The sequence below is a fragment of the Commensalibacter nepenthis genome, assembly GCF_029953305.1.
GTDB lineage: Bacteria > Pseudomonadota > Alphaproteobacteria > Acetobacterales > Acetobacteraceae > Commensalibacter > Commensalibacter nepenthis.
This window is the reverse complement of record NZ_JASBAN010000001.1, coordinates 90,972-106,558: the sequence shown is the minus strand read 5'-3', so window position 1 is coordinate 106,558 and position 15,587 is coordinate 90,972. Positions and strand designations below refer to the sequence as shown.

Annotated in this window: 1 protein-coding gene; it reads left to right on the top strand. The window is 40.6% G+C overall.

Features of this window, described 5'->3' with window-relative positions; translation table 11 throughout:
- Positions 1 to 254 precede the first annotated feature (254 nt).
- The gene (locus QJV33_RS00465; protein WP_281461464.1) at positions 255 to 15,584 is read left to right on the top strand and encodes a hemagglutinin repeat-containing protein; all 15,330 of its coding nucleotides are present in this window, start codon (positions 255 to 257) and stop codon (positions 15,582 to 15,584) included.
- The last annotated feature ends 3 nt before the right edge of the window (positions 15,585 to 15,587 follow it).

The following is a 15,587-nucleotide window of genomic DNA, read 5'->3' as shown; positions in this document are numbered from 1 at the left end:
GATGATCTAGGTTTGGTTGCGACTTTATAATAAAAACACAGCTACCTTGTCGTTCATGAATGTGCAAGGTAAAAATATTGATGTGATTAATGAATTTATAATCTGTATTTTAATTACAACATTTCATGATTTTTTCTAAATTGATCGAATAGTTGTTGTTGCTTAGAAATGCTTTTGATATATCGTAACGCTTAATTTATGAGTTTATCTCTTTAGATATTATATTATTTGATTGTGTTATCGCTAGGTCAATTATGTCCCCAAAAAAATATTCTTTTATGTCTTTTCGCCATGCTTCAGTTTACAAACGGTTAAAAGGGTTGATGGCATCTGGGTTGTTTTTAACAGGGAATCTGGTATCGACCTTACCAGCGATAGCGGCTCCCAGACCTTCTGCGAATATTGTTGTGGATACAGCGCCTCCTGTTAATCAACGTCCAACGGTTGATATAACGCATAATGGGATTGATCAGATTAATATTGCCCATCCTAATGGGGCTGGGGTGTCTCATAACAAATTTAATCAATATAATGTGAATGAAAAGGGGCAAATTCTTAATAATTCATCTACCATTACCAATACCAAGCTTGCAGGACAAATTACAGGAAATTCAAACCTCAAAGATGGATCAAGTGCGCATACGATTATTAATGAGGTTACTGGCTATTCGCCAACAAAATTATTGGGATATACCGAGGTTGCAGGAAAACAAGCGGCAGTTATCATTGCCAATCCGAATGGAATTACCTGTGCGGGATGTGGTTTTATTAATACCAGTAGAGCGTCGTTGGCAACAGGTCACCCTAATTTAGACGCGAATGGTAATTTACAATCCATTACTGTTGGTGGAGGTGAAGTTGGCTTTGATGGGGCTGGGGGTAATTTTGCAGAAGTTCCTGTTTTAGATATTATCAGTCGTAAAGTGCGTATTAATGCGCCTGTGAATGGTCAGGATATTCGTATTACTGCGGGTCGCAATACCTATCATTATGCTGATGGATCGGCAACGCCTTTGGCTGCTGATGGTTCTCAAGCTCCAGAATTTGCAATTGAGACCTCTGCCTTGGGGGGCATGACAGGCAACCATATTCAAATGCTTGTAAATGAAAAGGGTGCTGGGGTTCGTGTTGATGGACGGATGGCTTCTACGGCTGGGGATATGCAGCTGACTGCGGATGGTAAGTTGGTGATTGCTGGAGAATTGGCTTCACAAAATAGTTTAAATGCGCGTGTTGATGTAATTGAAAACACAGGAACGATTGGGGCAAATAATGGACTTTCTTTACAAGGCAAATCCTTAACCAATAAAGGGCAGATTGTTGCTAAAGGTGCCAATAAAAGCACGATCGTGGTTGAGAATGCGATCGATAATTCAGGCTCGATTGAAGGTCAGTCGGGGTTACAATTAAGCGCTCAGCAAATTCATAATTATCAATCAGCGCGTGTTCATGCACAAAAAGATATTTCATTAACAAGTCAAAACTTGGTGAATAACGGACAGATTGGATCAGATACGGGATCTATTCAAGCCACTATCAATGGGAATATTTCAAATAATAACGGAACTATTAGTGCAAATAGTATTGTTCTGAAAGCGACGAATGATATCGATAATAGCTCAGGTAAGATAGGGGCAAATCAAGGTGGCTTTATTACTGTTCAAAGTAATAATTTTAATAATCAGAATGGATTAATTCAAAGTCATAATGGGTTTGTTAGTTTAACGCTTAATAGTTTAAATAATAATAATGGTTTGATTGTTGCGAATTATGCTCCTATTACGATTTATGCACCGCAATTTATTTTAAATAATAACGGTCAGATCGGATCAGAACAAGCTGGGAATATTAATCTTACGACACAAAATGATTTGCAAAATAATAATGGTAAGATTTCTACGGGTGCGGGCAATATACTTATCAGATCCAATCGATTGACAAATACTGCGGGGATGATTGTTTCTGGCACGGATACTAATATTGGTGATTTGAGACTGCAAACTGGTGATATTGAGAATAGTGGTGGCACTATTCAAGCAACGAATGGGTTTGTTGATGCGCATATTGGGAATTATACCGACACGAATGGTGGGTTGATTTATGCGGGCAAGAATTTACAGCTTGATGCCTCTGGGGACGTCTCTATTGCCAATGCTATTCAAGGAGCGCAAGGATTATCGTTATCGGCTCGGTCTCTGATCCTGAGTAATGCGCAAACCTCTTTAAGCAGTTTATCGGGTAATAGCACGATTGCGCTGGTGAATGGGCTTATCAATGCTGGGAATATCTTTGTTAATCAAGGTGGATTGGTCATTACGGCGGGTTCTGTCAGTAATAATGGGCAGATGAATACGGATGGGGGTGCATTATCAATTACTGCGAATAATGGTGGGATTGATAATCATTCTGGGCGTATTTTAACCAAGAATGATGCGCTGACGCTGAAAGCCACAGGCAATCTGGATAATGGTTCAGGTCAAATTGGGTCTCAAGGGAATGGCAATATTACCGTTCAAAGTGGGGATTTAAATAACCAAAATGGGTTAATAAGAACCTCTGTTGGGGATGTTGGGTTAAGTGTTGGTGCTTTAAATAATAATCAAGGTTCGATTTTGACGACCCAAGGCAATATGGGAATTGATGCTTCTCAAGGGATTGCGAATCATTCTGGTCAAGTTGGCGCGCAACAGAGTGGTAATGTAACGATTACGGCAAATGGAGATATTGATAATACTCAAGGTCAGTTTGTCACGCCTGTTGGGTTTTTAAAGCTTACTGGGAATAATTTAGATAATCGTTCAGGTCAGATTGGGTCTAATAACGGCAATGTTGAGATTCAATCAGGACGTTTAGTGAATAGTAATGGCACGATTATAGCTGGTGTTGATAAGAATGATGGAGATTTAACGCTTCGTAGTGGTGATATTGAGAATAGTGGTGGCACTATTCAAGCAACGAATGGGTTTGTTGATGCGCATATTGGGAATTATACCGACACGAATGGTGGGTTGATTTATGCGGGCAAGAATTTACAGCTGAATGCTTCTGGGGATATGTCGATTGCCAATGCTATTCAAGGAGCGCAAGGATTATCGTTATCGGCTCGGTCTCTGATCCTGAGTAATGCGCAAACCTCTTTAAGCAGTTTATCGGGTAATAGCACGATTGCGCTGGTGAATGGGCTTATCAATGCTGGGAATATCTTTGTTCATCAAGGTGGATTGGTCATTACGGCGGGTTCTGTCAGTAATAATGGGCAGATGAATACGGATGGGGGTGCATTATCAATTACTGCGAATAATGGTGGGATTGATAATCATTCTGGGCGTATTTTAACCAAGAATGATGCGCTGACGCTGAAAGCCACAGGCAATCTGGATAATGGTTCAGGTCAAATTGGGTCTCAAGGGAATGGCAATATTACCGTTCAAAGTGGGGATTTAAATAACCAAAATGGGTTAATAAGAACCTCTGTTGGGGATGTTGGGTTAAGTGTTGGTGCTTTAAATAATAATCAAGGCTCGATTTTAACGACATCAGGGGCGATGAATTTGGCTGCTGGGCAAGGCATTCAAAATCATTCTGGTCAAATTGGCGCGCAACAGAGTGGTAATGTAACGATTACGGCGAATGGAGATATTGATAATACTCAAGGTCAGTTTGTCACGCCTGTTGGGTTTTTAAAACTTACTGGCAATAATTTAGATAATCGTTCAGGTCAGATTGGGTCTAATAACGGCAATGTTGAGATTCAATCCAATAGATTGACAAATACTGCGGGGACGATTGTTTCTGGCACAGGTAATAATTCTGGTGATTTGAGGCTTACGAGTAGTGACATTGAGAATAGCAACGGCACTATTCAAGCGATGAATGGGTTTGTTGATGCGCATATTGGGAATTATACTGACACGAATGGTGGGTTGATTTATGCGGGTAAGAATTTACAGCTGAATGCTTCTGGGGATATGTCGATTGCCAATGCTATTCAAGGAGCGCAAGGATTATCGTTATCGGCTAGATCACTCAATTTAAGTAATGCAGAAGCTTCTTTAAGTAGTTTATCGGGTAATGGGACGGTTACTCTTATCAATGCGCTTATGAATGCTGGGAATATCTTTGTTAATCAAGGTGGATTGGTCATTACGGCGGGTTCTGTCAGTAATAATGGGCAGATGAATACGGATGGGGGTGCATTATCAATTACTGCGAATAATGGTGGGATTGATAATCATTCTGGGCGTATTTTAACCAAGAATGATGCGCTGACGCTGAAAGCCACAGGCAATCTGGATAATGGTTCAGGTCAAATTGGGTCTCAAGGGAATGGCAATATTACCGTTCAAAGTGGGGATTTAAATAACCAAAATGGGTTAATAAGAACTTCTGTCGGGGATGTTGGGTTAAGTGTTGGTTCTTTAAATAATAATCAAGGCTCGATTTTAACGACATCAGGGGCGATGAATTTGGCTGCTGGGCAAGGCATTCAAAATCATTCTGGTCAAATTGGCGCGCAACAGAGTGGTAATGTAACGATTACGGCGAATGGAGATATTGATAATACTCAAGGTCAGTTTGTCACGCCTGTTGGGTTTTTAAAGCTTACTGGCAATAATTTAGATAATCGTTCAGGTCAGATTGGGTCTAATAACGGCAATGTTGAGATTAGTTCAGGACGTTTAATCAATAGCTCAGGCATGATTATAGCAGGCACGGGTACTAATATTGGAGATTTGACCCTTACGAGTGGAGATATTGAGAATAGCAATGGCACTATTCAAGCGACGAATGGTGATGTGAATGCGATAATAGGAAGTTATACGGATACCAGTAAAGGGGTTATTTATGCGGGTAAAGATTTAACTTTAAACGCCTCTGGGGACGTATCTATTGCCAATGCTATTCAAAGTCAGGGTCAGTTTACCTTGCAAGCGAATAATTTAGATATTGCAAATAAAAATGCATCGATTAGTAGCTTAAGTGGGAATGGTTCCCTTACAATTGCGAATTTATTATCAAATAATGGGGCGATCTCTTTTTCTAAGGGCAGTTTGGCGCTTGATGTCGGTTCTTTTAGTAATAATGGAAGCTTTGAGATTGGTTTTGGTGGATTAAACTTTAATATCAAAGGCGATTTTTCGAATAAAAATGGTTCCTTAATTGTGGATGCTAGTGATGTAACAATTACGGCAAAAGGGAGCATTGATAATAGTAATGGTCAAATTGGGGTTAAAAATAAGGGTAATGTGACGATTAAGGGCAAGAATTTACTGAACCAAAATGGGTTAATTCGCACATCGACTGGGGATGTTTTATTAACTATTGCCAACTTAAATAACCAACAAGGTTCGATTTTAACCAATAATGGTCAAATTAATATTCAAGCCACGCAAAATATTGCCAATAACGCAGGTAAAATTGGTATTCAAAATAAAGGGAACATCACGCTTGTAGCTGAGGGGGATATTGATAATACACAAGGTCAGATGGTAACCCCTGATGGTTTTGTCAATATTACGGGCAATCAATTAAATAATAATAATGGTCAGATTGGTGCCTTAACGCAAGGTGATCTTACACTTGCTTTGCAGCAAGATTTACAAAATGATAATGGTAAGATTATTACACCAGATGGTCTGATACAGATTACGAGCGGTCGTTTGACGAATACAAATGGTACTGTAATTACGTCTGTTGGAGATATGGCGCTGCAAACTGGTGATATTGAGAATAGTCACGGTGTTCTTCAAGCGACTGATGGTTTGGTTACTGCGACGATTGGGAATTATAGTGATACAACCAATGGTCTTTTATATGCGGGTAAGAATTTACAGATTAACTCATCTGGAGATATGTCGATTACTTATGCGATGCAAGGGGAACAGGGATTATCGTTATCTGCAAGCTCTTTAACTCTCAGCAATGCTGAGGCTTCTTTAAGCAGTTTATCGGGCAATGGCACGGTTACTCTTGTCAATGCGCTTGTTAATGCTGGGAATATCTTTGTTCATCAAGGTGGATTGGCGATTACTGCGGGATCTGTTAGTAACAGCGGGCAGATTAATACGAATGCAGGTATTTTAGCAATTACTGCGATGAATGGTGGGATTAATAATCGTTCAGGACGTATTTTAACCAAGAATGATGCGATTACTTTAAAAGCCACAGGGGGATTGGATAATAGTGATTCTGGTCAAATTGGATCACAAGGGAATGGCAATATTACGCTGACCAGTGGTGATTTTAATAATCAACAAGGATTGGTCAGAACGTCTGGTGGAAATATTGCGTTACATGTTGGATCGTTAAATAATAGTAATAGTGGGATTATTTTAACGACATCAGGGGCTGTTGATGTGAATGCGTCAACAGATATTCAAAATAATTCTGGTCAAATTGGTACGCAACAGGGGGGTAATGTTACGATTGCGGCGAATGGGGATATTGAAAACATTCAAGGTCGAATTTTAACCCCTATTGGTTTGTTGAAAATTACTGGGAATAATTTAGATAATAGTTCAGGTCAGATTGGTTCAAACAACGGTAATGTTGATATCCAATCCAATAGATTGACGAATACTGCAGGGACGATTGTTTCTGGCACAAGTGATAGTTCTGGGGATTTAACGCTTCGTAGTGGCGATATTGAGAATAGCAATGGCACTATTCAATCAACTTCTGGATATGTGAATGCGACGATCGGCAGTTATACCGATACCAGTAAAGGGGTTTTTTATGCAGGTAAAGATTTACAAATCAATGCCACAGGCGATGTATCTGTTGCTGGAGCGATCCAAAGCCAAAATGCATTCACCTTACAAGCAAATAATTTAACGATTGCAGATAAAGATGCGTCTGTTAGTAGCTTAAACGGCAATGGATCTCTTAACATTATTCACAATCTTATTAATAATGGGAATATCTATGCTTCATTGGGCAATTTAGAAATTGTTGCTACTTCTTTAGAAAATTCAGGTTCTTTATTTGGAAAAGAATGGGTTCAGTTAAACATCAATCAATCCATAAAAAATCAAGGGATTCTTGTTAATGGTCAATTAACAGGGGGGATGATTCAATCGGATGGCAATGTTTCTTTAACCGCCAATTCTTTTGAGAATACAGGGTTTGTGCAAAGCTTACAGGGAATCAATTTACAGATTTCTGGAGATATACAAAATCAATCTTTGGGGGAATATTCAGGTGTTTTGCAATCTGGCAATGGTCAAGACATTCAAATCACAGCGCAAAATTTACAAAATAATAATGGGCAGCTTTTAACTGATGGAAATCTAACGCTTACCATACGAAATTTACTAGCCAATAGTGGGTATTTACAGGCGAATAAAGCGATTAATATTCATTCTCCCAATTTAAATAATACGAGTGGTAATATTCTAGTACTGGGTGGTGATTTGAATATTGGAATATCGCAACCAACTTTTATCGATAATAGTAATGGTAATATCCAAGCCAACGGCAATATTATTCTGAATGGGTCTTCTTATCAAAGCACAGCATCATCTCTTTTAACCGCACAACAGCAATTACAAGCACATTTCTCTGGAGATAGTGTTAATAATGGTCAAATGGTTGGTGGTTCTGATGTGACAATTGTTGCGGATGCACTTTCTAATGGCACATCAGGATTAATCTATAGTGGTGCGGGTACTCTCAATATAACGGCTTTAGGACAAAATGGTCTTGCAAATTATGGAAATATTCAAGCTGTTGGGGATAATAGTCAATTATTGATTAATAGTTCTATTTTGACCAACCAAGGTACAATGCTTTCTAAAAATGGTGCAATCTTCAACGTTAATCAGCAATTATCCAACCTTCGCAATCAAGATATTTATGGTAAAATTATTGTTCAAGGGGGAGATTTAAATATCAATGCTTCGACTGTGAATAATGATGGATTAATGATTAGTCCACAGAATTTAACCATTGCCTCACAAACATTGACCAATAGTGGATATATTTCTGCAGATAATATATTGAGTGTTAATGCCAATAGCATTGTAAATAGTTCAGCGAATTCTGGATTGATTTATAATGATACAATTTTGGTTTCTGGTTCCTTAATTGGTCGAACTGCGCAATTATCGGCTCAAACCATTCAAAACCAAAATGGCTGGATACAAGGAAATAATGGTTTAACATTGACTGCCAATAATATTGCCAATAGTCAAAAAGGGGTGATGCTTAGTACGAATGGTGATGTGACGTTACAAGGGATTGGGTCAACCCAGAATAATGTTGTATCTGTAGCTTCTGTTACCAATAATGATAGTACTATTCAAGCCTATAATCGTCTTTGGATTGCAGCACAGAATTTAAATAATACGAATGGGGTATTGTCTAGTGATAATGGTGTTATTCGTCTTGACCAAGGATCCTCTGCTGCGGGATTGCACTCTTTTAATAATGTTGGGGGAACGCTTCAATCTTCCAAAGATTTAACGCTTAATTTTAATCAGTTTGATGGTGCTCAAGGCAGCAAAATCTTGGCAGGTGGATTACTTACGTTAACCATTGGCTCTGACTTTACCAACAATGGTACCTTATGGGGAGGGCAAGGGCTGAGCTTAATCGTTGCTTCTTTGGTAAATAATGCAAATAGTATTATGGGTGCTGATACTGGTAATGTAAAAATTGTTGCCTCAAACGGATCTATTACAAATCACGGGGTGATTAAAAACCTAGACGGGAATACAGGTAATCTGACTATTCAAGCACAAGATTTGAACAATGATCAAGGAGGAATCCTTTCCAATTCGAATATTGATCTTCAAGTGTCTGGTGTATTATCCAATCAAAACAAAGGTGAAATCACAGCTTACAATCAAGGAAGTATCCTTTTTACAGGTAATGGTCTGAATAATTCAGGACTGCTCCTTGCTGGAGGTTCGATTACAGGCAATATTGCGGGTAATATTAATAATAATGCTAATGGTTATATCTATGGGGCTCAAGGATTAACCCTTACTTCAAATACGCAAATAACGAATAATGCCCAAGCTCAAATGGGAACGGATAAAGGCACTTTGTCTTTAAGCGCTCCTATCTTGTCTTTTGCTCAAAATGGACAAATTATTACCAGCAATGGGAATATGGTTTTAAGCGCATCGTCTGGGATGACCAATCAGGGTTGGTTACAAGCGATGAACGATGTCCAAATTACGACGCCTGCTCTTGATAATCATTCTGGTACGATTGTCAGTATGAACGGTGCCATGAAGATCGCACGCGATCAAAATGGCAATGGATTAGACCAAATTAATAATAATGCTGGGATACTTCAATCTGGGCAAGATTTGACCCTTTATACCCATAATTTACAAAACCAATCTGGAAAAATCCTTACTTTCGCGGCTTTGGGGAATGGGTCTTCTGGAAATATATCTGTGTATGCCAATGCACAAAGTGGGGTTGTAGGACAGCTGGATTTAACTAATCAAGGGATTATTCAATCTTCTAAAGATATTAACATGGCTGTGCAAAGTGGGGGATTATCCTCGACGGGGTCTATTATTGCCAATCAAACTTTAACTGCTATTTTAGATGGGGATGTGAATAATAATAACGTTATTTTTGCATCTTTAGGCGCTGTGCAAGGTGCTGGTGTTCATTTAACAATCAATGGAAATTATACTATCAGCGAGGATGGCGGACTTACCTCTGGAGGGGATTTATGGGTTACTGCCAATACTATTACCAATAATGGTGTGTTCATTGCTGCAAATGATGTGAATTTAACTGTTGCAAGTTTAACGAATAATGTCAAAGGGCTTATCTCCAGCACGAATAATTTAACGATTACTTCATCAGGAAATATTGATAATTTTGGTGTTCTGCAAACCGATCAAGGGTCTATGACCATTAATGCTATGGGGGACGTTAAAAATACAGGGGGATTAATTCGCACCCAAAGTGCTAATGGGGATATTACCCTGAGTGCCAATAGTTTTGAGAATAAGTATCTGGGGACGTTATCTACAGAAAACGTAAATAACATTACTGTTTATAACACTGCTATTAATGCGGATGGTCAAGAATATGAGGGGCTGACGAATAGGCAAGTCGTTGATACCTATACGACAACGACAGGAATTGTGGGTTTAGGTCAGTATTATTATAACAGTGATGTCAAAATCTTAAAAATCGGTGCGCCTGAAGGATTATATACCCAAGACGGTAAACCAGCTTCAGGTTATGTTTATTATTTTCTTTCTGAAGGCGCAGGCAATTCTAATACGCGTGTGGAGGTTACTGGTATAGGTACTAAAACAACCTTAAACGGAACATCTGCGATTATTTTTGCAGGGAGAGATTTAAAGATTACGACAATTGGTGCCATTACAAATGATGTTAGTCATATTGAAGCTGGCAGAAATATGCAGCTTGCGGGGGCATCTTTAGATAATGTTGGTTATCAAAATGATATGGTATTTACCGTTACTTGTTTTAATAAGCAATTTTGCAGAACGTTAAATCCAAAAGATCCCTCTCAAATAACAAACCCATTTTTTGGTGATTTTGGGGGGCACTCTATGACGAACCCTCCTAAAAAAGTCTGGGGGGATAACACAGTTAACACAGGATTAAGTGGTTCGATTGTTGCTGGAGGAACCTTAATTGGTCAGTTTTCTGGGCAGGTTAATAATACAACCATTATTGAGCATGCTTTGGATAATCAGTTTACCAATGCTAATCCTGATTTACCTTCTGGAAAATATGCACAAACAACCGATGGTCAAAAAGGCAAAGATGGCTTAACAGGCCCGGGAAATAGTCAGTTAACCAGTAATGGTTCTGATATGAATACGCTTAAAGGGCAAGGGAATAATTTAGGCTATAGTGGGGTAACAAACCCACAAGGGATTGATCCTGGTTTACATGTAAATTTACCTGGGTTTAATGGGTCTGGTTCTGTAACTATTGATGATATTTTATCTTCTATAACAGGAGGGCAAGCACTTTTTAGACCGAACCCCAATGTGAATGGCGGTAATTCTAGTCTAAATGGAATAGCAGGGGGTGGAATTACTGGCGGGGGTTCAAATACAGGAACTGGTAATTCTGGGGGAACGCATAATGTAAGTAATAATCATGATGTTTCTATCAATGGGGCTCCTTCTGTTCAGTCTCCTAATAATACAGGAAACAATGTCAGTAACAGTTCTGGTGTTGCCATTAATGGGGTTCCCTCTGTTCAGTCTCCTAGTAATACAGGAAACAATGTCAGTGATCATTCTGGCGTTGCTATGAATGAAGCCCCGTCTGTTCAATCTCCTAATAATACAGGCAGTCTTGTCAATAATAGTTCTGGTATTATTATTAATGGTAATCCATCTGAAAATTCGCCCAATAATACAGGGAACACAGTCTCTGTTGGGGGGATTATTGTTCAAAATCCAACCCAGCCCAACGTCAATACGTCTTCTGTTTCACCGGGCTCAAACTATTTAATTGAAACGCGTCCTCAATATACCTCTATTAATAGTTTTTATGGATCGCAATATTTGTTGGATCGATTAAGTATCAGTGGGTCTTATACGTTCCTTGGGGATTCAGGGTTTGATACTCAGTATATCCAACAACAATATATTCAAGCAACAGGGCAAAGCTATCCTGGAGGGACGTATAAAACGGCTTCTGATGCGATGAAAACGATGTTGGATAATGCGAGCCATCAAAAGGATAAGTTGGGCTTACAATTTGGCACAGCCTTGACCTCAGAACAACAAGCAGCATTAGATGAAGATATTGTTTGGTATGTGCCTCAAGTCGTTGATGGACAAACTGTTTTAGTGCCTAAGCTTTATCTTTCTCCTAAAACGGATGTTTTGGCGGGTGCTGCGATTAAAGGGAAAGACGTTAGTATCACAGCGGGTTCAATTTATAATTCTGGGTTGATGCAAGGAACAAACTCGATTGCGCTAACCGCTACGAATGGAGATATCAGCAATATTGGTGGGACGATTAAAGGAGGGAAAATCTCTTTAAATGCACAGAATGGCTCTGTGATTAATGCGGATACGGTGAATGATTATCTTGTGAATGGGGGTAAGGGATCCTACCTTGGATCGCAAGGGCAGATTATTGCCTCTGACACGCTTGGGATTAAAGCCAGTGACAGCATTATAACCCATGGTGGCACCATTCAATCTGGCTCTGATTTGGCAATGCAAGCAGGGTCTATCCATATTGGTTCAATAGAGTTAAATGCGGCTGCGTCGAGTGTGACGCATGCGTCTGATGGCACGTTGGCGTTTAATGGCAGTCAAATTAAAAATTACGGCACGACGATCAAAGCAGGCGGCAATGCGTCCTTGCAATCGACTGTCGGGGATTTAGATTTCTCTGGCAGCACGTTAAATGCGGGAGGCAATGTCTCTTTAGCCTCCGCTGGAAATATCGGTCTAAACGCCGTGACCGACAGTGGCTTCTCTGACATCAAAGGCAATAAATCTGGGGCGTTTAATCACAGTTCTTTTAGTGAGCAGAATTCTTATAATACAGCACTCAGTAGTAATATTATTTCGAATGGCAATATTACGCTGGGTGCAAAGAATGATATTCATTTGGCGGGGTCTGTTGTTCTTGGGGATGGGAATACGACTTTACTGGCGGGTCATGATATTACTCTGGGTTCTGTTACGAATAGCTCTTCGTCCTCTTCCTCGCATAAAAGCTCTAGTATTTTACAAAAAGAAAAAGAGGTAGGAAATTCAACCCGAACAGAAGAGATTGGGTCGCTTGTTGGTGCGGGCAAAGATATCACCATTGGTGCGGGTCATGATTTAACGATCAAAGGAACCGTTACAGGTCAACATGATGTTAATTTAATTGCTGGCAATAATCTTTCGACGATGGCGACGAAAGATACGACCGAGGATTACTCTCATAAGAGCAGTTCTGGACTGGGTGCCAGCTTTAGTGGGGGGATGGCGTCTGTTGGGTATCATTCTGATAAACAAACGGATACGAGCAAGACGACGACATGGACCCCCAGTGAGGTCAGTGCTGGGAATAATTTAACTATTATTTCTGGGGGAGCATCGATATTTACGGGGACAAACCTTAGTGCGGGGAATGATTTAAGTATCAGTGGATCGTCTGTAACCTTTGATACGGTTCATAACACAATAGACCAGACGCACAAACAATCCTCTGTATTTGGCGGCTTAAAAGTTGGGGTATCTTCTGACTCTGCTGTGGGTCAAGCGGCGCAATATGGTCAGGCGGCGTCGAATGTGAATGGTTCGGGCAGTGCTGCGGGCAAGACGTTGAATGCGATGCAAGGGGGATATGCGATTGGCAATGGGATTGCGAATGCTGACAAATATGGGGGTGGGCTTCTTTCTGGTACGGTTCAGGCTGGATTTAGTTCAAGCAAATCCAAGAGTGAATATTCCCAAAGCAGTGTTGTTGGTTCTTCTGCCACGGCTGGGAATAGTCTGAGCATTGTTGCGCGCGGGGATAATGTTAATGATGTGCATAATGGTGACTTAACGGCGACTGCTGCGAATTTATCGGGTAAGGATGTGACCTTATTTGGGAAGAATGTGACGTTGCAATCAGATTTTGATACGACGCATTCCTCTAGCAAAGGCAGCAGCTTTGGTGGAGCGATTGGGATTGAGGTCAATACCAAAGGGGATATTGGGGTTGCTGCGAATGCCAATGGGTCGAAACAACATGCGAATGGTGACAGTTCGACTGGGGTAAATACGAATGTATCTGCGACGGACAAAGTGACGATTACCGCCCCTGGTAAGACGACGATTAATGGTGGAATTGTTTCTGGAAATCAAGTGACGGTTGATACGGGGAATTTGGATATTACCAGCCCCCAAGACACCTCACATTATGACAGCAGCAGCAGTCAAGCGGGGTTGAGTGTCAAAGCGGGGAGCAACTGGAGTGCTGGTGGCAGCTATGGCAATCAGAATATCAAGGATCATTATCAAAGCACTGGCAAGGATCTTTCTGGCATTTACGGAGGGGATGGTGGTGTTGATATTCACGTGGGTGACACGACGCATTTAAAGGCTGGGGTGATTAGCAGCACCGCAGATGCGTCCAAGAACCATTTTGACACGGGGAAATTGATTGCGGAAACTCAAGAGAACCAATCGAAATGGGATGCGACGGCTACGGGGGGTGGACTGAGTGTTGGCACGGGGGCTTTGGGGAGCTCCTTGGGACCATTGGGCGTGATTGCTGGGAATCTTGCGCAGAACTCTGGTTTGATTGCTGGTGGCAATCGCAAGCATGACGAAACATCAACCAGCCAGTCTGCGATCTCTGGGAATATCAATGTCAATGCTGGCAGCACAGAGGGTGGCTATACCACAGATGTGAATAACGCCAATGGTTACATGGACAACAAGTTTAACGCCGATAAACTTGCCAACCAACTGCAAAACAGCCAACTTGGCATGCAGCTCGTCGGCGAAGTCATGGGGCAAGTGTCTGATGCGCTGCATAATAGTGGTGTTAATGGTTTTGACGAAACGAATGTTAAGAACGATATTGGTCGTATCATCCTCGAAGCCGCAGGCTCCGCCGCCGTCGCAGGCGTTACTGGCGGCAACGTCGGTGCCGCAGCGGGGAGTGCTGTTGCTGGGAATATAGCAACTTCTACAACCTTCAATAGTGTTTATGATTGGGCAAAAGCTCAGAGTAATGGTGATCCCAAAGTTGCCACTGCATTAACAAACGCAATTGAAAACGCGATTGCTGGTGCAATTGGTGCGGGTGCTGGTGGTGCGCTTAATGGAGGTTCTGGTGCATTAAATGGCTTGGGGATTTCCTCCGATCTGCAACAATATAATCAAGCAGCTGAACCTCCCGAAAGGATCGAAGAGGAGGCAAGGAGAGGTGATTACCCAGCTGGTTGGGATAGTAAAGGTCGGTATATTGATCCCGCGCAAGCTAAAATAAATAGAGACGCTTTTTACGATCTTAAAGATCAAATACGTGCAATTAGCGGGTATGAAGATTATAGTGTAGCGTTAGATCCTGATAGACCGATTAGTCAATCTATTCTTGATGGGATGAAAAGTGACCTCAGAAAAGCTCAAGATGGAACACTTTTAAAACCTATAATCACCAATGAAACAGGTGAATATAAGCCAGAAGCTACGCCTCAAAAAAACGAGCCTTTAGAATTTGATGATTTCGATAATAATGGTGGTGAATATGAGAATATCAACCAAAGCTATTTAGATGAAATGGCTGCTAATGGTGTGAAATTTTCACCAGATAAAATTGTAAGAGTTGAGAAGTTAGAAGATGGTAGAATAGTTTTTCTTGAAAAAGGTGATGAAGATTCTGGGTTGCAACATATTATAGGAAAGCATAAGGGGGAATTTACCAAAATGGGGGCTTCAGAATCAGAAATACCAGATATTCTTATGGAGGCAGTTAAAGGGAAACCAGTAGGTTATCAAGGAAAAGGCACAGGTAGACCTATTTATGAAATTACCATTAATGGTCAAAGACAACGCCTTGCGATAACAATAAGTAGTAATGGTTATATTGTTGGTGCAAACTCAGCAGGAAGTGTGAAATGAAAA

Coding starts and splice junctions, on each gene's coding strand:
- QJV33_RS00465 (WP_281461464.1), top strand. CDS start 255: ATGTCCCCAAAAAAATATTCTTTTATGTCTTTTCGCCATGCTTCAGTT.